19 protein-coding genes and 4 pseudogenes are annotated in these 21354 nt (G+C 42.9%); 13 read left to right on the top strand and 10 right to left on the bottom strand.

Features of this window, described 5'->3' with window-relative positions; all coding sequences use genetic code 11:
* The first annotated feature begins 22 nt into the window (after positions 1–22).
* The 6 genes and pseudogenes from ligA (at position 23) to cueR (ending at position 5608) form a co-directional block, all read left to right on the top strand.
* A complete protein-coding gene (gene ligA, locus ACMAZD_RS13140; protein WP_435247551.1) occupies positions 23–2035 on the top strand; it encodes an NAD-dependent DNA ligase LigA in 2013 nt (670 codons plus the stop codon).
* A gap of 279 nt (positions 2036–2314) precedes the next feature.
* The gene (tnpA, locus tag ACMAZD_RS13135) at positions 2315–2743 is read left to right on the top strand and encodes an IS200/IS605 family transposase (RefSeq protein WP_140150538.1); all 429 of its coding nucleotides are present in this window, start codon (positions 2315–2317) and stop codon (positions 2741–2743) included.
* Between the two features lie 211 nt (positions 2744–2954).
* Complete coding sequence (locus tag ACMAZD_RS13130) at positions 2955–3110, top strand: DNA ligase (RefSeq protein ID WP_435247550.1); 156 nt, start codon at positions 2955–2957, stop codon at positions 3108–3110.
* Positions 3091–4190, top strand: a pseudogene (locus ACMAZD_RS13125) (porin). The gene ACMAZD_RS13130 and the pseudogene ACMAZD_RS13125 overlap by 20 nt, the downstream one beginning before the upstream one ends.
* A gap of 99 nt (positions 4191–4289) precedes the next feature.
* A complete protein-coding gene (locus ACMAZD_RS13120; RefSeq protein ID WP_435247549.1) occupies positions 4290–5093 on the top strand; it encodes a DUF2057 domain-containing protein in 804 nt (267 codons plus the stop codon).
* Positions 5094–5215: 122 nt separating this feature from the next.
* Positions 5216–5608, top strand: coding sequence for a Cu(I)-responsive transcriptional regulator (gene cueR, locus ACMAZD_RS13115; protein ID WP_435247548.1), 393 nt, complete (start codon positions 5216–5218; stop codon positions 5606–5608).
* 581 nt (positions 5609–6189) lie between these two features.
* On the opposite strand, the gene ACMAZD_RS13110 is transcribed toward cueR, so the two are convergent.
* The 4 genes and pseudogenes from ACMAZD_RS13110 to ACMAZD_RS13095 all read right to left on the bottom strand — a co-directional run.
* Positions 6190–6639 carry an NfeD family protein gene (locus ACMAZD_RS13110; RefSeq protein WP_435247547.1) on the bottom strand — a complete coding sequence of 150 codons (450 nt, stop codon included), beginning with the start codon at positions 6637–6639 and terminating at the stop codon, positions 6190–6192.
* 3 nt (positions 6640–6642) lie between these two features.
* Positions 6643–7572: an SPFH domain-containing protein gene (locus ACMAZD_RS13105; protein WP_435247546.1), complete on the bottom strand. Its 930-nt coding sequence runs from the start codon at positions 7570–7572 to the stop codon at positions 6643–6645.
* Positions 7573–7783: 211 nt separating this feature from the next.
* Positions 7784–8638, bottom strand: coding sequence for a co-chaperone YbbN (locus tag ACMAZD_RS13100; protein ID WP_435247545.1), 855 nt, complete (start codon positions 8636–8638; stop codon positions 7784–7786).
* A 395-nt stretch (positions 8639–9033) separates the two neighbouring features.
* A pseudogene (locus ACMAZD_RS13095) lies at positions 9034–9624 on the bottom strand (SDR family NAD(P)-dependent oxidoreductase); the annotation flags it as partial.
* 66 nt (positions 9625–9690) lie between these two features.
* Here ACMAZD_RS13095 and tnpA (ACMAZD_RS13090) point away from each other — a divergent pair.
* Entirely contained in the window at positions 9691–10119 is a 429-nt protein-coding gene (gene tnpA, locus ACMAZD_RS13090) for an IS200/IS605 family transposase (RefSeq protein ID WP_140150538.1), read from the top strand.
* A gap of 37 nt (positions 10120–10156) precedes the next feature.
* Here the strand turns inward: tnpA (ACMAZD_RS13090) and ACMAZD_RS13085 are convergent.
* Positions 10157–10393: pseudogene (locus tag ACMAZD_RS13085) on the bottom strand (SDR family NAD(P)-dependent oxidoreductase); the annotation flags it as partial.
* Positions 10394–10442: 49 nt separating this feature from the next.
* The gene (locus tag ACMAZD_RS13080; RefSeq protein WP_435247544.1) at positions 10443–11351 is read right to left on the bottom strand and encodes a TIGR01777 family oxidoreductase; all 909 of its coding nucleotides are present in this window, start codon (positions 11349–11351) and stop codon (positions 10443–10445) included.
* Positions 11352–11602: 251 nt separating this feature from the next.
* Here ACMAZD_RS13080 and ACMAZD_RS13075 point away from each other — a divergent pair.
* Together ACMAZD_RS13075 and yfcE are read left to right on the top strand one after the other, a co-directional pair.
* Positions 11603–11774: pseudogene (locus tag ACMAZD_RS13075) on the top strand (CBS domain-containing protein); the annotation flags it as partial.
* Positions 11775–11821: 47 nt separating this feature from the next.
* Positions 11822–12367, top strand: a complete 546-nt coding sequence (gene yfcE / locus ACMAZD_RS13070; protein WP_435247543.1) for a phosphodiesterase — start codon at positions 11822–11824, stop codon at positions 12365–12367.
* Between the two features lie 58 nt (positions 12368–12425).
* Here the strand turns inward: yfcE and ACMAZD_RS13065 are convergent, their stop codons facing one another.
* From ACMAZD_RS13065 to ACMAZD_RS13055, 3 genes are all read right to left on the bottom strand, one after another.
* Positions 12426–12737: a SelT/SelW/SelH family protein gene (locus ACMAZD_RS13065; protein ID WP_435247542.1), complete on the bottom strand. Its 312-nt coding sequence runs from the start codon at positions 12735–12737 to the stop codon at positions 12426–12428.
* A gap of 203 nt (positions 12738–12940) precedes the next feature.
* The gene (locus tag ACMAZD_RS13060) at positions 12941–13456 is read right to left on the bottom strand and encodes a regulatory protein ToxS (protein WP_435247541.1); all 516 of its coding nucleotides are present in this window, start codon (positions 13454–13456) and stop codon (positions 12941–12943) included.
* A gap of 1 nt (position 13457) precedes the next feature.
* Entirely contained in the window at positions 13458–14363 is a 906-nt protein-coding gene (locus ACMAZD_RS13055) for a winged helix-turn-helix domain-containing protein (protein ID WP_435247540.1), read from the bottom strand.
* Positions 14364–14632: 269 nt separating this feature from the next.
* On the opposite strand from ACMAZD_RS13055, the gene htpG reads away from it, so the two are divergent.
* From htpG to hemH, 3 genes are all read left to right on the top strand, one after another.
* Positions 14633–16537: a molecular chaperone HtpG gene (htpG, locus tag ACMAZD_RS13050; protein WP_435247539.1), complete on the top strand. Its 1905-nt coding sequence runs from the start codon at positions 14633–14635 to the stop codon at positions 16535–16537.
* 388 nt (positions 16538–16925) lie between these two features.
* Positions 16926–17570 carry an adenylate kinase gene (gene adk / locus ACMAZD_RS13045; RefSeq protein WP_435247538.1) on the top strand — a complete coding sequence of 215 codons (645 nt, stop codon included), beginning with the start codon at positions 16926–16928 and terminating at the stop codon, positions 17568–17570.
* Between the two features lie 277 nt (positions 17571–17847).
* Positions 17848–18810: a ferrochelatase gene (gene hemH, locus ACMAZD_RS13040; protein ID WP_102281167.1), complete on the top strand. Its 963-nt coding sequence runs from the start codon at positions 17848–17850 to the stop codon at positions 18808–18810.
* 91 nt (positions 18811–18901) lie between these two features.
* Here hemH and ACMAZD_RS13035 read toward each other — a convergent pair whose 3' ends face one another.
* The gene (locus ACMAZD_RS13035; RefSeq protein WP_435247537.1) at positions 18902–20287 is read right to left on the bottom strand and encodes a peptide MFS transporter; all 1386 of its coding nucleotides are present in this window, start codon (positions 20285–20287) and stop codon (positions 18902–18904) included.
* Positions 20288–20790: 503 nt separating this feature from the next.
* On the opposite strand from ACMAZD_RS13035, the gene rfaH reads away from it, so the two are divergent.
* The gene (rfaH, locus tag ACMAZD_RS13030; RefSeq protein WP_102267249.1) at positions 20791–21303 is read left to right on the top strand and encodes a transcription/translation regulatory transformer protein RfaH; all 513 of its coding nucleotides are present in this window, start codon (positions 20791–20793) and stop codon (positions 21301–21303) included.
* Positions 21304–21354 lie beyond the last annotated feature (51 nt).

The raw sequence follows: 21354 nt of genomic DNA, 5'->3' as shown, positions 1-21354 counted from the left end.
TTCAATCACGACAGAGAATGATATGAAAGAATCGATTCAAGTTACCTTAGAGCAGTTAAGAGAAACTCTGCACTATCATGCCGTTCGTTATTACGTAGAAGATAGCCCCGAGGTTCCTGATGTTGAGTACGATCGATTAATGCAACAGTTGCTAAAGATCGAAGAAGAGAATCCAGAGCTTGTGACGGTGGATTCTCCGAGCCAACGTGTCGGTGGTCAGCCTCTCGATGGCTTCACTCAAGTGACTCATGAGATCCCGATGCTTTCTCTGGACAATGCATTCTCTGATGAAGATTTGGATGCGTTTAATAAGCGTATGTCTGATCGAGCGCCAACTGCAAACCTAAAGACCTTCTGTTGTGAGCCTAAGCTTGATGGTTTAGCTGTGAGCCTACTCTATGTAAATGGCACCTTAGTACAGGCAGCGACGCGTGGTGATGGTGCGACGGGCGAAAATATTACTGAAAACGTGCGTACGATCAGCTCTATTCCGCTTAAGTTACAAGGTGAAGGTTGGCCAGAACGTATCGAAGTACGTGGCGAAGTGTTTATGCCAAAAGCGGGCTTCGACAAATTGAATGAGCTGGCATTGAAGAAAGGCGAGAAGGTCTTTGTGAACCCACGTAATGCTGCCGCAGGTAGCCTACGTCAGCTAGATTCTCGTATTACAGCTAAACGTCCCTTGGCTTTCTACGCATACAGTGTAGGTGTTGTAGAGGGCGCTGAGCTTTCAAACAGCCACTACCAACGCTTTCTGCAGTTGAAAGGTTGGGGTTTGCCTATGTGTCCTGAAACTAAGCAGCTAAGCTCGCTTGAGGATGTAAAGGCGTACTACCAAGATATCATGACTCGTCGTGATGCTCTTGCTTATGAAATTGATGGGGTGGTGATTAAGGTTGACGACATTGCCGCACAAGAAACTCTTGGTTTTGTTGCACGAGCACCTCGCTGGGCAATTGCTTACAAGTTCCCAGCTCAAGAAGAGATCACTCTGCTTAACGATGTTGAGTTTCAAGTTGGCCGTACAGGCGCTATTACGCCCGTTGCTAAACTTGAGCCTATCTTTGTCGGTGGTGTTACGGTGAGTAATGCCACGCTGCACAATGCCGATGAGATCGCTCGTTTAGGTGTGAAGGTAGGCGATAGCGTGATTATCCGTCGTGCCGGTGAAGTTATCCCTCAAATTGTGGCTGTGGTGCTCGACCGTCGTCCTGAGTCGGCAAAAGATATTGTATTCCCTGATGCTTGCCCAGTCTGTAATTCTGCCGTTGAGCGTGTCGAAGGCGAGGCGGTAGCGCGTTGTACTGGCGGTTTAGTGTGTCAGGCACAGCGTAAAGAAGCGCTTAAGCACTTTGTGTCGAGAAAGGCGTTGGATGTTGATGGCCTTGGTGTAAAAGTGATAGAGCAGCTTGTCGACCGTGAAATGGTCGAAACACCAGCGGATCTATTTAAACTCAGTGCAGGTGTGATTACGGTGCTTGACCGTATGGGGCCTAAATCGGCTCAGAACGTGGTGAGCGCGTTGAATAAAGCGAAAGATACGACGTTAGCGCGTTTCCTTTATTCACTCGGTATTCGTGAAGTCGGTGAAGCGACTGCTATGAACTTAGCACAGCATTTCAAGACATTAGAGCTCGTTCAAGCAGCAACCCATGAACAGTTGATTGAAGTGTCAGATATTGGTGACATCGTCGCAAGTCACCTCACGTGCTTCTTCTCGCAGGAGAAAAATAGAGCCGTAGTCGAGCAATTACTCGACCTTGGTGTTAACTGGCCTGCAATCGAAGCTGTTGCGGATGACCAAGAGCTACCGTTAGACGGTAAAGTAGTTGTGTTGACGGGCTCATTGTCTAAATTAGGACGCAGTGAAGCGAAAGCCGCTTTGCAGGCTTTAGGTGCAAAAGTGACTGGTAGTGTATCTAAGAAAACCGATATCCTATTTGCCGGAGAAGCCGCAGGTTCTAAATTAACCAAAGCACAAGATTTAGGTGTCGAAATAAGAACCGAAGAAGATCTAATTGCTCTTCTTTCTTAAGTAAACCAAGGCAAAAAAGCTCAAAGGCACTCCTTTTCAGGAAGTGCCTTTTTTGTATCTGCTATAACAATGGTGGCTTTTTAATTGTTGAGAATTTTGTTCCTATACGAACTATAAAATCAGGACAGTGACGGTGCTCAACATTAATGAAATAGCGTTCTAGTTGTATCAAAAATGCGAGTCATATCTATTTTTAGATAAGATGTTTTTATTCTGTGGATACAGAAAACCACGGGTTTACCCGTGGATGAATGCCTTTGGAGACGGTACGATGGATAAATGCAATATTACACCTCATCCCATAGTGTCTACTACACGAAGTATCACGTAGTTTGGGTAACTAAGTACCGTCGGAAAATCCTGAATCCTGGTATGTGCAGCTACCTACGGAAGGTTATGCCAAAGTTACTGCGAAGTTTACCTGGCGTTGAGATTGAGACGATAGGCTTTGATGAAGATCATCTGCATATGATGATGCTTATCCCACCGAAATACAGTATTTCAGACGTCATGGGTAAACTAAAAAGCCAATCGTCGCACCACATGCGAAAAACGTTCAGTTGGCTAAGTAAGGTTTACTGGAAAGAGAACATTGTGTGGTCGCCAGGTTACTTTGTCAGTAGCGTAGGCGTGAATGAACAAGTTATAGCGAATTACGTTAGACACCAGGGCGAAAAGGATTCTGGTCAACTCCGCATGGAGTTGTAACAGTAAGTACCCCGTGCATGCACGGGGGTATCTACTTAAATTATTGTTTTATATGGTTTTTAGGTGTTTTTCGCGTGACCTTTCAAATTTATCGATCTGGATCACTAAGTACATGGTAAATTTGCACCAACTCATATTTTTTTAGATGAAAATTAAGTTCTCATTGATCTTTTTGAGGGCGAAGTTAGTCTTAGTGCCATGGATGCACACGATGTGCATAACCAGAAAGGAAATAGAGAACTCAGAGCTTAGGGTTCTCAAAAAAGAAAAGGTATTTCTCTCTACGGCGGCCAACTTTAGGTGGGAAATATTCAAACAGCTATATCCATTTTTAGGAGTTTTATTCCATGGAAAACAAATTTTTTAAACGTACTCTACTAGGTGCAACGGTTGCACTTTTATCGACAGGCGTAATGGCGAAAGAAGTTGGTATCAACTCTGACTTCAACGTTGACGTATACGGTGTTGCGGCTATCTCTCTAGTAAACTACAACACAACTGACAACAATGACTCTAGCTCAGGTTATGCTGTAGAGAATGAATCTCGCATCGGTTTCCGTGCTCATAAAGAGATGTTTGATGACGTATTAATCACTATGCAGATCGAATCTGGCTACGTAGATAGCACAGATTGGGGTCACGGTGGTGTTTCCGGCGGTGTTCTAGGTTTTCGTGATACGTTCGTTGGTGCTTCTGGCTCTTGGGGTAACCTTCGTGTGGGGCGTGTTCTTACGCCACTATACGAAATCGTCGACTGGCCATTCTCTAACCCTGGTCTAGGTTCTGTATTCGATTGGGGTGGTATCAACGGTCACTACGATCGTCAATCTAACCAAGTACGTTACGATTCAGCTAAATTTGGTGGTTTCTCTTTTGCAGCTTCTGTTGGTCGTGATGATAACGACAACGGTGGTGGTGCAGCGACTCGTGATGCTAACTTCGTTGGTGCAAGTGCGAAGTACAGCTTCGAAAAATCACATTTATGGGTGCAGTTGAATCTGGTACACGTGTAGTTGATGCAAAAGGCGGCGACTGGTCTCTTGATGAAAATGGTCAACCAGTAAAAGCTCCAGTAGAACCTGGTTATGATGACGATACTTTCGCATACATCGTTGGTTTTGAAGCTAGCCTACCTGCTGGTTTCGGTATCGCTGCAGCATATAAAGGAGAAGAGTTAGACAGTCAATATCGTAAAGTTACTCAAGATTCTTACTCAATCATTGGTCAATACTGGAATGGTCCAATCGGTTTCAAACTAGGTTACGCAGCTAACCTTGAATCTGAGACAGACGGCTCTAAAGATGCAAACTCTGACAGCAACACTATCTCTGGTCAGTTAATGGCTGTTCATAACGGCTTCGTACCTTACCTACGTGTAGCGGGTCGTACTGTTGGTGACGCTGATACAGATATCGTAACTCGCGTTGGTCTTGAGTACGGTTTCTAAGCTAAAGTTATCAGCTTAAAAATAGTTAGATAAAAATCAGAACGCTGGTAAATTATTTTGCCAGCGTTTTTCCATAGTGAACATAAGGAATTAGTCATAATGAATAAAGTTAGTGTAGTTGTATTATCATTATTTTTGGGAGCTTGTAGTTCACTTGATTCAAAAAGTAATTTTGCAGATTCAGTAGCAGATGTACAGCCGAAAGGTGGTTACATTCAAGTGACTGGACAATCTTACGTTGCGGAGAGTAAAGCGAATGTAGGAGCAGACATTCTGAAATCGTCACTCTATTTTACGTACTATAAAGAAGTAACACAGAATTCAGCGCCAGAATCTTCAATAACTATGGATGTAAGCTATTTCCAGAGCTATAAAGAATACGAAACCGTTAGCTTTTTTGGTAAGACTTTTGAACTCGAAGATAGACAACTTCCAAGAGAAAGTTGTAGCGAACACTGCACTAAGACTCAATATATTAAATTTCCATTAAGCGAAGCTGATATTCAGCAAGCAAGAGAAAAGAACTTAGAGTTTACACTTGATGGACAAAACTCAGTAATGAGTACAACTTTCATTGTGCCGAAAGCGTATATCGACACGATCTACAGCGGCGTAAATAATCATACTGCGATCGCAGTTGCCCCAGTCGCGGTACCTGTAGCGGCGGTTGTTGCTGAAGAACCGAAAGCTTCTCAAGCTCAAGAGATGGTTAACTACTGGTATGGACAAGCAACAAAAGAAGAGCAGTCTGCAGTGACAGATTGGGCGTTCAAAAATCGTAAGAACGCTTCCCCAGCATCAATTGAAGGTTCAAAAGAAATCGAGATGGTTTCATATTGGTTCAATAAGCTAGACAGTGAAGAAAAATCTCAAACTATGATTTGGCTGTTAGAGCAAGAGTAAGCCTCTAACGTAAGTCTCTAGCTATGATTTTCAACCGCAGTATTGTATAACAGCAGTACTGCGGCTTTTCGTTTTAGACCGCGCTCTTTGTTTTAGGTAACGTTTGAATTATAGGTAATAGAGTGAATATTGGTGAAGTAGCTAAACGTGTTGGCACAACAGCGAAATCCATTCGTTTTTACGAAAGTAAAGGCATGATGAGCCCTCTGCATCGTTCCGATAATGGTTATAGGCAATATGGCGAGATTCACATCGAACAGTTAGAGTTTGTACTGAGAGCTAAAATGGTTGGATTTACGCTTGATGAGTGCAAGGCGCTTGTTGAGCTGGCGATGAATCCCAACAGAGAAAGCTACGAAGTAAAAAAGAAAGCAACGCAGAAATTAGATGAAATAGAGTTTAAGCTTGCTGAACTCAATAAGATGAAGGCTCAGTTACAATCTTGGGTACATGATTGCCCTGGAGATACCTCAAACGAATGTCCAATTTTGAATAATTTGTCAGGCCGAAAATAACTTATCTTTCTTTAAAACTTATCTGGCAATCGAACAGTGTGTCAGGCAGCAAAGAACATTACTAGCCTGACGTTCGTTGCCTATCAAAGCACCTTTCCGCCATAGTGTTTACAGATCAGCAATGGCACATGAGTGACTGCATTTCCATTTGAACACTTCACAATAGGTCCCATATTTCCGTTACCTGGAGACTGACTGCTCGCCAGAGCGTTGCCGAATGACAGGCTGAATATCGCTGTTAAAATTATTAGAAAATGTCTCATACTGACTCCGTTATTTTTATCTCTTGTTGAGATAAGTGAAAGTATGGACAAGGAAAGGAAAATTTCAAAAATTGGACGGACTTAACATTTTTAATAATTATAATTAAGCGAGAGCGTGGCTCACTATTTATATATATATTGGTTAATAAATCAGACTTTCTTATATCTTTTAGCTCAATCAAAATTTTTAGCTTTATGAAATAAGAACTTATTTTTTTTGCTATTCAATCTATCATAATGATAATTCGAATGTTCTTTGCTCTCCAAAGTGATTAAAGCCTACATTTATCGATAATATAGGCTTTATATGTCAATTGGCTATAAAGGCTGAATTATTAGAATTATTCCGTCTAACGCCACAATCTTAATTTCTGTGCCTGATGGGATATCTTGACTAGCTCTTGCTGACCAAGAAGAATCTCCTACCTTAATTCGGCAGTTACCTCTTTTAATATCTTCAGTTAATAGTACGGTTTGTCCCAGCAACTGCTTTTCTCTCTGATTCAGTTCCCGACCAGCATCAGAGTGCTTGTCATTGGATAGCTGTCTTCTCCACCATAACCAAGTAGTGATTAATGAGAAGCTGGCGAATGATAGCCATTGCATCTGCCAACCCAGCGGTAATGTACCCAAAAGAGCCCCGACGAGCATGGCTGATATACCAATCCAAAGAAAGTAGCCAGCTGTTCCGATAAGCTCAAGAGCCAATAGTGCTAGACCAAACGCCAACCAATGCCAGTGGTTTACTTGTTCTAGTAATTCGACCATAAGTTAGTCCTTACTACCTTTGTCATTGCTTTGTGCAAACATCTCGGCGATGCCTGCGACTGAGCCCATTAGCCCTGTAGCCTCTAACGGTAACATAATGATCTTGCCGTTTTCTGCTTGTCCAATCGATTTCAGAGCATCAGTATAGCCTTGTGCGATGAAGTAGTTGACGGCTTGCATGTCGCCTTGAGCAATCGCGTTTGATACCATCTCTGTCGCTTTAGCTTCTGCTTCTGCTGCACGTTCACGGGCTTCGGCTTGCAGGATTGCTGCTTGCTTTTGGCCTTCCGCTTTTAAGATTTCTGATTGTTTATGACCTTCGGCTTTTAGGATCTCAGCTTGTCTTACACCCTCAGCCTCTAAAATATCAGCACGCTTGTTACGTTCGGCTTTCATTTGAGCGTTCATCGCCGCGGTTAGATCCGCTGGTGGCTGCACGTCTTTGATCTCGATGCGCGTAACTTTGACACCCCAAGGGTTTGTTGCTTCATCGACGATATTGAGCAGCTTAGTATTGATCATGTCACGTTGGCTGAGCATTTCATCCAATTCCATAGAACCTAATACGGTACGGATGTTAGTGAGGGTTAAATTACGAATCGCGTGTTCAAGGTCGTTGACCTCGTAAGTTGCTTTGGGCGCATCAATAACCTGAACAAAACAGACAGCATCAATCATGACATTAGCGTTGTCCTTTGAAATGACTTCCTGAGCTGGAATATCCAGCACACGTTCCATCATGCTGATTTTCTGACCAACTTTGTCAATGAATGGAATGATCAGGTTCAAGCCTGGTTGGAGGGTGTGTGTGTAGCGACCGAAACGTTCGACAGTCCAGTTATTACCCTGTGGAACGGTTTTGACACTAGCGAAAATAAAGAGCAGTGCGACGGCAGTAAAGATGCTAATAGTAATCAATGTATCAATAGGCATACGGAATCCTTTGCAAGTGTGAGTTTTTGATAGTTCTTTACTCATACTGGCTCATATTTAAAATTCGAGCAAATTTATAAACGAGAAATGGGCCATAAAACCTTGATTTTATGACCCATTTTACTTTGTGTTATGCGATAAGATTGCTGAGATTTCTATTATTTATCGGGGTGTTTTTTCCTCAGTACTTATCAACTTGTTAGCGTTCGAGTTAGTAAAGCAGGGAGTACAATTGGCGGCGGTATTTGCCCGCAACTGCATTACCTTGTCCAAGTGCGCTTAAGATATCCATGAATTCTTTTTTCATATCACCATCGAGGGTATTGAGGTCTTTTGCCAAGAATGACCATAGAAGATCCATTGCTTCTTCGCTGCGATTCACTTGGTGGTATTGAAGTGCTAGGTCAGAGGCCGTTTTAGCATCACTTGGATCTTGCTGTAGCGTTGTTTCTAGCGCTTGAATTTCAGGGCTGTCTGCGGCTTGTTTGTGCAGTTCGAGTTTAGCGACTAAGCCTTTGTAGTAGTTGTCTTGATATTCTAGAGGGATAGTCGACAGTTGAGTTTCAGCTAGATCAAACTGTTGCGTTTCTAGTAAACATTCTGCGATCGCCAGTTTTACCTCGCCTTTATTCGTTAGCTCTGCTGGAAGTTGCTGCATTGCTGCTAATGCCAGTGTGTGCTCGCCTGCTTGCATTTGCTCGAGAGCCTGACGCAGTGCGAGTTCATCTTGATTAGGAAGGTGTTTACTTAACATCTCAACAATTGCTTCGATGCTTTGTGGACCACCCAAACCATCAACGGGCTGACCATTAACAAACAATGCAATAGTAGGTAGAGCTTGCACGCCAAATTGGCTGGCAATTGCCTGTTCTTGTTCACAATTCAACAGAGCTAAAGTAAAAGCACCGTTGTATTGCTGAGTTAATGTTTGCAGTTCAGGGATCACCTGAGCACTTTCTTGGCTCATTGGTGCCCAAAAGTGGATGAGTACAGGCGTCTGCATTGAGGTTTCTAATACTTGACGAAAGTTCTGCTCATTAAGTTCAACAATGTGCGGAGATTGCATTTACGTTCCTTGAGATGTGTTTTGTGGGTACGCTGCAAATATGGGGGGAGATCCTGGTAACTTCAAGATCTAACTTAATTATCTCGGATAAAAGAGACAAATTAAAAAACGCTATGCTTCAGTGTTGATAGAGTTGTCGTATCAACACGAAAGGCATAGCGTGATCTTTGAGGTGGTTAGTGAGGCGTTGCGTGAGATATTCAAAACAGAATAAACAACGTAATAGCCAGACTCACACCAACCCAATTCAGGCGGTTTAAAGTCATGAAATATCCAGAAGTCGATTCATCAATTGGGGATAATCGATGAGATAGGGTAAATCATGACATCTTATTGTTACGGAAAAATTACATCGTTACATTAAAGTTTGCGACTCTACATTCAAAGTTAGCAGTTTATGCTGCTTTTCTCAAAATAGGGTCTAGCAAGCGACTCGGTAGAATTCTTTTCAGTGCCGCGAACACCTTAGTAGGTGTGGTCACTCGATATCTTAGCTTTGGTTTCTCTGCGGTGAGTGCGTGATAAACTGGCTCAACACAACTTTCAGGCGGAAGAACAAAAGCGTTATTCGATGACTCCTTTTCGAGTCGGTCTTTTTGTTGTTGATAAGCTTTTTGATGAACGCTGCCAGTAATGGTGATCCATTTATTGAAGGCTTTCAGGGCATTATTTCTAAATTGGGTTTCTATTGGACCTGGCTGCAATAACGAGATATGAATACCACTATTATGCAGTTCTAAACGTAAGGTATCTGTCCAGCCTTCTAGTGCGAATTTTGAAGCGTTGTAAGCGCCACGATATTTCATGGCCGCAAAGCCTAATACGGAACTGTTTTGTACGATTCGGCCTTCACCGCGTTCGCGCATGTGTGGAAGGATCTGACAAACAAGATGATGCCAACCAAAGAAGTTGGTTTCGAATTGCTCTCTGAGACCTTGGGTCGGTAAGTCTTCTAGCGCGCCAGCTTGACCATAAGCGCCGTTATTCTGTGGATACAGAAAACCACGGGTTTACCCGTGGATGAATGCCTTTGGAGACGGTACGATGGATAAATGCAATATTACACCTCATCCCATAGTGTCTACTACACGAAGTATCACGTAGTTTGGGTAACTAAGTACCGTCGGAAAATCCTGAATCCTGGTATGTGCAGCTACCTACGGAAGGTTATGCCAAAGTTACTGCGAAGTTTACCTGGCGTTGAGATTGAGACGATAGGCTTTGATGAAGATCATCTGCATATGATGATGCTTATCCCACCGAAATACAGTATTTCAGACGTCATGGGTAAACTAAAAAGCCAATCGTCGCACCACATGCGAAAAACGTTCAGTTGGCTAAGTAAGGTTTACTGGAAAGAGAACATTGTGTGGTCGCCAGGTTACTTTGTCAGTAGCGTAGGCGTGAATGAACAAGTTATAGCGAATTACGTTAGACACCAGGGCGAAAAGGATTCTGGTCAACTCCGCATGGAGTTGTAACAGTAAGTACCCCGTGCATGCACGGGGGTATCTACTTGAATAAGCCATATAATCCGTTGGGGGCTAGCTCAATAGCAAGTTGTGCAGCTTGTTCAATGCTTTCTTGGTTAGAAAGGTTGAGCTGTATGCAGGTCAGTCCCTCATCTTGCAGACGCTGTACATCTTGCGGGTGACGGCACGATGCAATGACGTGAAAGCCACGCTTCTGTAGTGCATGCGCACATGTATAGCCAATACCCGTTGAGCAACCGGTGATCAGAATCGACTTGTTCACGCTTAATCCTTTATTAGAGTTTCTATAACTCTAGGGTAAAGAATTAGTCTTAATGTTGTAACAAGTTTTTTAGTGCCGGTTCGATTCTTGAGTAACTAAAGATGAATCCCATTTCGGTGAGTTTCTTTGGTTTAGAGCGAATGCTGTCGAATAACAAGCATGATGATTCACCCATTAGAAGCGACATTGCCCATTTCGGTGTGAACAAGAAATGAGGTCGGCCCAATTGTTTGGCTAACGTGCTGCTGAACAGTTTGTTTGTGACAGGGTGCGGAGCACACATATTAAACTCTCCTTGAGCGTGAGGGGCAGACAACAAGTGGTTGATGGCTCTCACCATATCTAGCATGTGAATCCATGGCATGTACTGCTTGCCTGAACCTAGAGGCCCACCTACACCGAGTTTGTAGGGCATGAGCATCTTCTTTAGTGCGCCGCCATTTTCGCCCAACACAATCCCTGTTCTTAGTAGTATCACACGCGTGTTATCGGATTGGGCTCTCTTGGCTATCTCTTCCCAGTGCGCACAGACTTTGTGAGGAAAACTTTCGTCTTCTACTTGAAGTGATTCATCAAATGGGTGTTGCTGTTGATCGCCATAGTAACCTACAGCGGAACCGCTAATGAAAGCCTCCGGTGGGTTGCTACTGGCATGAATTAACTCGACCAGTTTTTCGGTAATGTGCCAGCGGCTATTGCAGATCCTCTCTTTTTGCTCCGCACTCCAACGCTTGTCAGCGATCGGTTCGCCAGCAAGATTGACCACGACATCGAAGTTATTGAGATCGCTGAGTTCATCAAGAGATTGAATGTAATGAAGGTTATTCTGGTTCAGGTGATTTAGGTTTTGCTTCGCTTTTTCGGGGCTCCGCGTCAACAATGTCACGTCGTCAGTGTTCCAACTTTTGACCAATTCAGAACCAATAAATCCCGTACCACCAGTTAACAATATCTTCATACTAATCTCCCTATTAAACATAATTATAGACATGGCTTGTTTTTGAACGCCAATCAATACGAAAAAATCACTATAACGATCAGTTGGTTTCAATCGTGTGATACCTAAATTACGCCGTATCAATTTACGAAAGAATGAAATTAAATTCATCAAGTTAGGATGTATACCGCCATCACACTTATAGATTTTACTCGGATATGTTGCCAACTGCGTAATCTTTGTCACATAAGCTTTGATAAGGACTTTCCATCATTATGACCAAGCCTGTTTTGACTGTGTCCGCTGATATGAATGTGAAATATTGTGCGTGCTTGTTTGAACGTTTTGGTATGAGTCGCGCTCCGTGGTCTGTGACAATAAGATAGTCGTGATGGTTGTTACAATAATATCGTGATCAACGGTATGGCGATAGGTGACGTTTAGCTTTTCGATACGTACAATAGCCTCATATTTTTTATGGAGAAATACGTGTGAAATTATTTTTTGCTTCAGATTTACATGGTTCACTGCCAGCAACAGAAAAGGTATTAGCGTTATACCAAGCGTCTGGTGCTCAATATTTAGTTTTGCTTGGTGATATCCTGAATCATGGTCCGAGAAATCCGATTCCTGAAGGGTATAACCCGCCAGCGGTTGCTGAAAAACTGAATGAGTTTTCTCAAGAGATCATCGCGGTTCGTGGTAATTGCGATAGTGAAGTGGATCAAATGCTGCTGTCTTTCCCTATGATGGTTGATTACTCATGGGTGTTATTAGAGTCCGGCCAGCGTATCTTCTTAACCCATGGTCACCTTTATAACTCAAGTAAGCGCCCAGCGTTACAAGCGGGTGATGTGATTGCCCATGGGCATACTCATATTCCTGTCGCTGAATATCAGGATGGTATCTTCATATTCAACCCAAGCTCGGCGACATTCCCAAGAAATGATCATGCTGCAAGCTATGGGTTATACGAAAGCGGTACGTTTAAAGTAGTTAGCCTTGAAGGCGAGTTGCTTGTGAGTGGTCAGCTGTAAGCCCATTCAACACCACGTCGGCAGACTGAAGCTAAACAAGTAAAGCCTCGGTTAAGGCTTACTTCGAGTCTACGTGGCCAAGATCTCTGTCTGGAGCTATGATGTTTCGCACTCTTTGCTTCAGCACTTTCGCCTCAGGAAAACCGCCATCCGCTTTTCTTTCCCAGATCTGCACTCCATTACAAAAGATCTCAAATCGACCTCCTGTATCTGGCTGCAAGCTCACCTGTTCAATTTCTTCACTGAAGGTATGCAGCAGCTCTTGGCATAACCAGCTAGATCGAAGCATCCAGTTACATTGACGGCAATAGTGTATTGCGATTGTGGCCTTGGTGATTGAGCTAATTGCTGAGTTTGATTCTGTACTCATAGATATCCCTGAAAATTCTAAAACAATAGTTTGATGCCAGCGGAAAATGGTAATATTTCAAATGCCATTTGACGAGCTAGTTACTTGAAAAGTTGGCTAGGAGCCCGACAGTAGGGGAAGTGAATTAATCCAATTGATAGATCTTATGTTAGAAATTAGATACAAAAAAGGGGTGTAATGCCCCTTTATTTATTACTCGAGAGTTAGTTTGAAAACAACACAGTAGAACCGTGGTTCAAGCTAGTCAGTAATAGTGCTTTCGGGTTAACGATATCAATGCGCCGGCTCTGTTCGGCATCCATTTTGATAACCTGAGTGATCAGTTCGAGCTGCTCTTCTGAAAAATCTTGGCGCTGAGCTGAAGTCACGTCTTTAAACTCCGTCGGTGAAACCAGTAGGTAGTTGTCATTAATATCCCATTGGCCTGTCTCTGAAATGTTGATCACATTCGCGGGTGCAGTTTGGGTGCCGTATAGTTTAACTACTGACATTCTCAGGTAAGTGCCGTTGGGTAGATATTTAGCGTTCGATGACAATTCTACTTTACGAAGCGGGCCAATTGAATCAGATTGCTTGCTGTCGGTAATTAGGGTCACCATTTTTGATTGCCACTCACGCGAGGTCAGTAAGCGTTCTACTTTGGCATCGCTACCCCAATACAACCAACCACTTAGGAATGCAGAAAGAACCAGTAAAATAATAGAGACTTTTAATTTCATGTTACTGATCACCTTTACAAATGTCATTCAAATCTGACTGGTTGGCGTAAATTCTAAGGGTAATATTCTCACTCGAATATTCTTGTGGGTGTATATAGTTAAGAGCAAGATTATTGGTATGTCCGCCTGTCGCGATGACCTCTGTCGGCTTCAACATACCAGTGTGGTTATTATTGTAATGCACAACACACTTCTTTATTGCAGGTAGCCAACTGCTTAAATCTGGGTGGTTAATCGGAGTTTGAACCTTCACACCGTCCACTTCAGCCAGAGTCAGGAATTCTGATTCAGCTGGATTAGTAAACGTTAATACCAGAATTGGCATGATGAGCGCAGCAAGCAGAGCGCTAAAGCTTGTCCACTTATTGCTGCTTTTGTTCGCGGCAACGTTGGTCGTAGTTTTTGGTTCTACTTCAGCGTTAGCCTCTTGAACCTTAGCCACAGGTTCTGACTCGGTCATCTCTGTGACCACTTCTTCTGCTGTTGTAGTAAACGCTAACGTTGGTTCCATCTCACTTTCTACGATTTCAGCCATGACAGGCTGTTCGCTTGAAGAAAGTGGCGCAGAACGTTCAACAGAAGCGATAAACTGGTAGCCGCGCTTTGGCACAGTCTTTACGAATTCTGGAGACTTGGTTGAGTCTTTGAGCATTTTTCTGAGTGTCGATACCGCTTGCGTTAAGCTGGAGTCGTCCACCTCAAAGCCTTGGTCCCGCCAAACATATTCGTGTAATTCGTTACGAGTGATAACTTCATTGGGCCTTTCTGACAGCATCAGGAGAATGCGGCTTTCATTGCTACCAAGGCGTACGACTTCACCGTCGCTGGCCTGATCAACAAGTGAATTGCTGTTTGGGTCGAATACGAACCGCTGTGCGAGAATAAACTTTGTGCCGATATTGCTCATTGAATTCTTCTATTTTGGATGATTTTGGGTGCGAAATAGACAAATCTCAGGTGAAGTTCCGTTCATTCTTCACCAAATCATGGCTTCTTTTATGTTCTTTTATATTTATCACCCTCAAGGATAATAAAAACAGATCAAAAAAACAGTGTTTTTATGATTTTTGACCTTGAATTTACATTTGTCATCCTCATGTTAATGAAACAAGAGTAGTATCCTGTGTAACGCCTCTTTCAGTATTCAACATAAAGTATAGATGTTTTGGAGTAAAAATGAGCGAAACAGCAACGCAAAATAAAGAGACTCGTGGCTTTCAATCTGAAGTAAAACAACTACTTCATCTAATGATCCACTCACTGTATTCAAACAAAGAAATTTTCCTACGTGAATTGATCTCTAACGCATCTGATGCAGCTGACAAACTTCGTTTTCAAGCACTTTCTAATGGCGACCTTTACCAAGGCGACGCAGATCTAGGTGTGAAGTTGTCATTCAATGCAGAATCCAACACTCTGACCATTTCTGATAATGGTATTGGCATGAGCCGCGACAATGTTATTGTGCATTTGGGCACGATTGCTAAATCAGGTACGGCGGACTTTTTCTCAAAGCTGTCTGATGATCAAAGTAAAGACTCTCAACTTATTGGTCAATTTGGTGTTGGTTTCTATTCTGCATTTATCGTTGCAGACGCAGTAACGGTTCGAACTCGCGCTGCGGGCCTGGCAAGCGATGAAGCTGTGCAGTGGCATTCAGCGGGTGAAGGCGACTACACCATTGAAGACATCACTAAAGAATCTCGTGGTACTGACATCATTCTTCATATGCGTGAAGACGGCAAAGAGTTCTTGAACGAGTGGCGTTTACGTGAAGTGATTGGTAAATACTCTGATCACATCGGCATTCCGGTTTCTATCTTAACTGCGGTTAAAGATGACGAAGGTAAAGACACCGAAGAGAAGCACTGGGAACAGATCAACAAAGCTCAAGCGCTTTGGACTCGTAACAAATCTGATATCGAGAAAGAAGAGTACCAAGAGTTTTACAAGCACGTTTCTCATGACTTCGCAGATCCACTAACGTGGAGCCATAACAAAGTTGAAGGTAAGAACGATTACACTAGCTTGCTTTACATCCCAGCTAAAGCACCTTGGGATATGATGAACCGTGACCACAAGAGCGGCTTAAAGCTTTATGTACAGCGTGTATTCATCATGGATGACGCAGAGCAGTTTATGCCATCTTACATGCGCTTCGTTCGCGGTTTAATTGACTCAAATGATCTGCCGCTCAACGTATCGCGTGAAATCCTTCAAGACAATAAAGTGACTCAGTCTCTTCGTGGTGCATGTACCAAGCGTGTGCTGACGATGCTTGAGCGCATGGCGAAGAATGACAACGACAAGTACTTGGAGTTTTGGAAAGAGTTCGGCCTAGTATTGAAAGAAGGCCCAGCAGAAGACATGGCGAACAAAGAAAAAATCGCTGGTCTCCTTCGCTTCTCGTCAACGGAACGTGATTCTGTTGAGCAAACCATCAGCCTAGCTTCTTACGTTGAACGCATGAAAGAAGGTCAAGACAAGATCTATTACCTAACGGCAGACAGCTATGCTGCAGCTAAGAACAGCCCTCACTTAGAGCAGTTCAAAGCGAAAGGCATCGAAGTCGTCCTCATGTACGATCGTATTGATGAGTATGTGATGAATTACCTTACTGACTTCGACGGTAAGCAGTTCCAATCGATCACAAAAGCGGGCTTAGATCTAAGCAAGTTTGAAGGTGAAGAAGAGAAAGAGAAGCAAAAAGAGACGGAAGAAGAATTCAAGTCTGTTGTTGATCGCACTCAAGCCTACCTTGGGGATCGTGTTAAAGAGGTTCGCACGACATTCAAGCTAGCAACTACGCCTGCAGTTGTTGTTACCGATGATTTCGAGATGGGAACTCAAATGGCTAAACTTCTAGAAGCTGCTGGTCAAGCTGCTCCTGAAGTTAAGTACATCTTTGAGATTAACCCTGAGCATGCGCTCGTTAAGCAGATGGCTAATGAAGCGGACGAACAGGCGTTTGGTCGCTGGGTTGAGCTGCTACTTGGTCAGGCTATGCTCGCTGAAAAGGGCTCAATGGAAGATCCGTCACAATTCTTAGGTGCAATCAACGAACTACTGACAAAACGTTAGTCTTTCGACTTTGGGCTAAGCTTATAATTATAATTAAAAGCTCGCTAATGCGGGCTTTTTTTATGAACGTCGCTTAAATTCATCGAAATGTAGCTAAATTCGCTAACAAGACGAAAGCAAACGCTGTCGATACATTCTTTAGTCTTAATTTCAGCCAAATTGAATATTAATGTGATAGAATGCTCGACCTAATCAGCTGGGACTATGAGCCTATCATCTCCAGTTGTATGATTTTTAAACGTTATACCGAAACTTACCGTTTTGCTTCTGTTCACAGTTGTGCTTAGCCTCAGTTGTTACCTAACCTCTCTTGTTTGACCTAAATTAAACCAGAAAGGCGTGATAGTGAGCTTCGGTATAAATCATAATTTTTATAAGAGGATTAAACATGCGCATCATTCTTCTAGGTGCTCCTGGCGCGGGTAAAGGTACTCAAGCTAACTTCATCATGAACAAATTTGGTATCCCTCAAATTTCAACTGGTGACATGCTACGTGCTGCTATTAAAGCGGGTACTGAGCTTGGTAAGCAAGCTAAATCAGTAATCGACGCGGGTCAGCTAGTTTCTGATGAAATTATCCTTGGTCTTATCAAAGAGCGTATTGCTCAAGATGACTGTGAGAAAGGTTTCCTTCTAGACGGTTTCCCACGCACAATCCCTCAAGCTGATGGCCTAAAAGAAATGGGTATCGCAGTAGATTATGTTATTGAATTCGACGTAGCTGACGATGTGATCGTTGAGCGTATGGCTGGTCGTCGTGCTCATCTTCCTTCTGGCCGTACATACCACAATGTGTACAATCCGCCTAAAGAAGAAGGTAAAGATGACATCACTGGCGAAGAGCTGGTGGTTCGTGATGACGACAAAGAAGAAACAGTTCGTGCACGTCTAGGCGTATACCACGATCAAACAGCTCCGCTTATCTCTTACTACGGTAAAGAAGCTGAATCAGGCAACACTAAGTACCTTAAGTTCGATGGTACTAAGCAAGTTGCTGAAGTTAGTGCAGAACTTGAGAAAGCACTAGCATAATTGGCTAACAGACAGTTTTAGAATTTGATATATTGGAAGCGACCCCTAAGGTCGCTTTTTTTGTTTCAATTTTTAGTCGTATACTAATCTAGATAAAATCGATTGTGCATAATTTCTACGTTACGGCTTAGATTCGCACGGCTAACGATCAAGGTGATGTTGCGATAACTCAGTTTAAGAACGACTATTTTAAAATTTAGTTGCGTAACAATGATCTTAAACTTATGCAGATTAGTATATTACGTTCCAGAAAATCACACATTGGTCTCAGGTAGCTATGGAAAATAATAAAAAGCAGGGCGTTTTACTGGTTAACCTAGGAACACCAGATACTGCGACTCCGGCTGGCGTTCGCCGATTTTTAAGTGAATTCTTACACGATAAACGAGTGGTAAACTTAACACGCTGGCTTTGGTGTCCGATTTTACATGGGGTGATTCTACCGATCCGAGCACCTAAAGTGGCTAAGCTTTATCAGTCTGTTTGGATGGATGAAGGCTCACCCCTGCTTGTTTATTCGCAGAGACAAGCTGAAAAGCTACAAACCAAACTGCAGATGCCTGTTGCTTTGGGGATGACCTATGGTAATCCAAGCCTTAAGACGGGCGTTGAGCAATTAATGGAGCAGGGCGTTGAAGACATCATCGTATTGCCTTTATACCCTCAGTATTCAGGTACAACGACAGCGGCCGTTTCTGATGGTTTAACCAAAGCCTTCAAACAAATGCCTGTTATCCCGAGCTATCGTTTTATTCGAGATTATTACTCTCACCCTAGTTATGCGAAAGCATTGGCTGAAAGTGTTCGTAGCCATTGGGAAGAAAATGGCAGAGGTGATCACTTGGTGTGTTCATTCCACGGCATCCCTAAAAGGTTAGCCGACGAAGGCGATATTTACCCTCAACATTGTGAAGCGACGACCAAATTACTTGCTGCAGAGTTAGGGTTATCCACGGAAGACATCACCATGACATACCAGTCTCGATTTGGCCGCGAGGAGTGGTTGAAGCCTTATACCGACGAAACGCTTGAAACGCTTCCAAGTAAAGGTATCAAGAAGATCGATATTATGGCGCCTGCGTTCTCTGTGGATTGTTTAGAAACGTTAGAAGAGATTTCAGACCAGTGTAAAGAGACGTTTATTGATGCTGGTGGTTCTGACTTTAGCTACATTATGTGTCTCAACGACAGAGACTCACACATCGATATGATGGCTGAACTAGTGGCGCTTCATCGCTAACTGATATGTCGATTGAATAGATAATAAAAAGGGCTGCTCATTGAGCAGCCCTTTTTGATCTTGATTTTTCTTTTTGAAATAGATCTAGCTATTAAGCAACCGAAGTTTCTACTTTTGGTTCTGCTTCAAGCGTCATGTTGGTTTCTACACCATGCATCCATGATACAAGTTTACCAGCACAAAGAAGCAGTAAGACGCCACTTATTGTCGCTGTAATTGCGATACCACCGAAGATAGACATTGCGCCAAGCTCACCAACGTGAGAACCCACAAGGCCAGCTACGTAGTTTGCGACAGCATTGAAACCAAACCATGCCCCCATCATTAACGATGCTAGACGAAGCGGAGCTAACTTAGTGACCAACGACAGGCCAATAGGAGATAGACAAAGCTCACCAAGGGTATGGAAGAAGAAAGCACCGACTAGCCACAGCATTGATGTTTTCACTGTTAGGTCGCCGCCTTGCTCCATTACTGCGCCCATCATGCACACAAAGCCTAGAGCTAGGAAGAACAAAGCCATCGCAAATTTCACTGGAGAGTTTGGTTCACGCTTACCAAGCTTGACCCAAAACGCCGCAATGATAGGTGCGAGGGTGATGATGAAGAATGGGTTTAGAGATTGGAACCATGCAGCTGGAACTTCAAAACCACCAATCATACGGTCAGTATATTGCTGTGTATAGATGTTCATCAGGCCGCCAGCTTGTTCAAAGCCAGCCCAGAAAACAATTACGAACAGACCCATAATCAGAATAACTTTTAGTCTGTCGAACTCTTCTTTGGTAAGTGGTGTTTTCTCTTTTGATTTGTTCAGCGCTTTCGCTCGCGCAGCTGCAGGTACTGAACCAATGTTGCCTAACCATGATTGAGCCATCGTCAACTGCATAACTAAGCTGATAACCATACCGATACCAGCGGCTAGGAAGCCAGCTTTCCAGCCGAACGAGTCAACTGCAACACCTGAAATTAAGCCACCCAGTAGCGCGCCTAAGTTGATGCCCATGTAGAAAATGGTGAAAGCGCCGTCACGTCGGTTATCGCTTTCTTGGTATAGGTCACCAACCATGGTCGAGATGTTTGGTTTAAACATACCGTTACCACTGATAAGCAGTGCTAAACCTAGATAAAGAGCATTTACTTGGTCTAAGCCAATGGCGCCGTTAGGAAGAGCGAGTGTAAATTGGCCGAGTGCCATTAATACACCACCCACTAGGATCGATTTACGTTGTCCTAAGTAGTTATCGGCAAGCCAGCCGCCGATTAATGGTGTGATATAGACTAAACCGGTGTAGATACCATAAAGATCGAGGGCATCTTTTGTTGACCAACCAAGGCCACCATTGATCGTGGTGTCTGTAAGAAATAAAACAAGAATTGCACGCATTGCATAGTAGGAGAAACGTTCCCATAGCTCGGTGCTAAAGAGTAGAAATAGGCCTCTAGGGTGGCCAAATATGTTGTGATTGCTTGGCATAAGTTTTACTAATTTTAGGTATTAAAAGATTTTATAGTTCCTTATGTATACAGAGTGGAATAACCATCTGCAATAGGCATCTTTTATGGTTACGATAACTAATTTTTCATAAGATCATGAAAATAATGAGTTTTATTGATAATGTTACCTAGATAATGCGTACTGCAAACTAATTTTCCAGTTTTGAATTGAGCGCATAATGTTTTTTTTTAAAAGAATTATCGAATGATAATGGTTGAATTTATTGGTTTGTTGGATGTTTCTTGAAAATAAATGGAGTGACACTCTTTGTGTGTGTAGCATACATAGCCTTATAATAATGCGACTTTTTATCTGTAAATGTTCCCTGTACAATACTTAACCACATTTTGTCCCTATGGCTTTTTGTTGATAAGTTGGTCTGTTACGCATTATTAATTGCTTATCAGGATTCATTTTATTAACGCTGATTAACCGTTTTAGGCTTGTGGTAATATGTCCCAAAATAGAAAATGGCTAGTAAAATGAAACGTTGGTATTTACTTTATTGTAAGCGCGGTGATCAGAAGCGTGCTCAACAACACTTAGAGAATCAAGGGGTAGAGTGCTTTTATCCTCAAATAGATGTTAAGAAGGTCGTTAGAGGGAAAGAGAAGCAGGTCAAAGAACCGCTATTCCCATCTTACATCTTTGTACGCTTTGATTACGAACAAGGTCCAAGTTTTACCACTGTTCGTTCAACGCGTGGTGTCGTCGACTTTATTAAGTTTGGCGCAAGGCCACACGAAGTCCAAGGTGACTTAGTGTATGAACTGAAAGAGTTTGAGAAGTGTTGCGAAGATGAACCTGAAGAGTGCTGTGTTGAGTTTGAATCAGGGCAAGTGGTCAAAATCAATAGTGGTCAGTTTGCTGGGGTAGAGGCTATTTTCCATCAAAAAGATGGCGAAGCACGCTCTATTATGCTCGTTAAGATGATCAGCCAAGTTGTGCCGATCAGCATAGAGAACGAAGCACTACAAGCTCAAGCACAGCAATAAAAAACAGGCTTTAAAAAAGGCGCATCATGCGCCTTTTTTGTTTTTGACTGG

The organism is Vibrio sp. nBUS_14 (genome assembly GCF_051201655.1).
Classification (GTDB): domain Bacteria; phylum Pseudomonadota; class Gammaproteobacteria; order Enterobacterales; family Vibrionaceae; genus Vibrio.
This window is presented reverse-complemented; position numbering and strand designations above follow the sequence as displayed.

Excerpts from the sequence above, each read along its gene's own strand:
- ligA (WP_435247551.1), top strand. The coding sequence starts at position 23 with ATGAAAGAATCGATTCAAGTTACCTTAGAGCAGTTAAGAGAAACTCTG.
- tnpA (WP_140150538.1), top strand. The coding sequence starts at position 2,315 with ATGCAATATTACACCTCATCCCATAGTGTCTACTACACGAAGTATCAC.
- ACMAZD_RS13130 (WP_435247550.1), top strand. The coding sequence starts at position 2,955 with ATGTGCATAACCAGAAAGGAAATAGAGAACTCAGAGCTTAGGGTTCTC.
- ACMAZD_RS13120 (WP_435247549.1), top strand. The coding sequence starts at position 4,290 with ATGAATAAAGTTAGTGTAGTTGTATTATCATTATTTTTGGGAGCTTGT.
- ACMAZD_RS13110 (WP_435247547.1), bottom strand. The coding sequence starts at position 6,639 with ATGGTCGAATTACTAGAACAAGTAAACCACTGGCATTGGTTGGCGTTT.
- ACMAZD_RS13105 (WP_435247546.1), bottom strand. The coding sequence starts at position 7,572 with ATGCCTATTGATACATTGATTACTATTAGCATCTTTACTGCCGTCGCA.
- ACMAZD_RS13100 (WP_435247545.1), bottom strand. The coding sequence starts at position 8,638 with ATGCAATCTCCGCACATTGTTGAACTTAATGAGCAGAACTTTCGTCAA.
- tnpA (WP_140150538.1), top strand. The coding sequence starts at position 9,691 with ATGCAATATTACACCTCATCCCATAGTGTCTACTACACGAAGTATCAC.
- ACMAZD_RS13080 (WP_435247544.1), bottom strand. The coding sequence starts at position 11,351 with ATGAAGATATTGTTAACTGGTGGTACGGGATTTATTGGTTCTGAATTG.
- ACMAZD_RS13065 (WP_435247542.1), bottom strand. The coding sequence starts at position 12,737 with ATGAGTACAGAATCAAACTCAGCAATTAGCTCAATCACCAAGGCCACA.
- ACMAZD_RS13060 (WP_435247541.1), bottom strand. The coding sequence starts at position 13,456 with ATGAAATTAAAAGTCTCTATTATTTTACTGGTTCTTTCTGCATTCCTA.
- ACMAZD_RS13055 (WP_435247540.1), bottom strand. The coding sequence starts at position 14,363 with ATGAGCAATATCGGCACAAAGTTTATTCTCGCACAGCGGTTCGTATTC.
- htpG (WP_435247539.1), top strand. The coding sequence starts at position 14,633 with ATGAGCGAAACAGCAACGCAAAATAAAGAGACTCGTGGCTTTCAATCT.
- adk (WP_435247538.1), top strand. The coding sequence starts at position 16,926 with ATGCGCATCATTCTTCTAGGTGCTCCTGGCGCGGGTAAAGGTACTCAA.
- hemH (WP_102281167.1), top strand. The coding sequence starts at position 17,848 with ATGGAAAATAATAAAAAGCAGGGCGTTTTACTGGTTAACCTAGGAACA.
- ACMAZD_RS13035 (WP_435247537.1), bottom strand. The coding sequence starts at position 20,287 with ATGCCAAGCAATCACAACATATTTGGCCACCCTAGAGGCCTATTTCTA.
- rfaH (WP_102267249.1), top strand. The coding sequence starts at position 20,791 with ATGAAACGTTGGTATTTACTTTATTGTAAGCGCGGTGATCAGAAGCGT.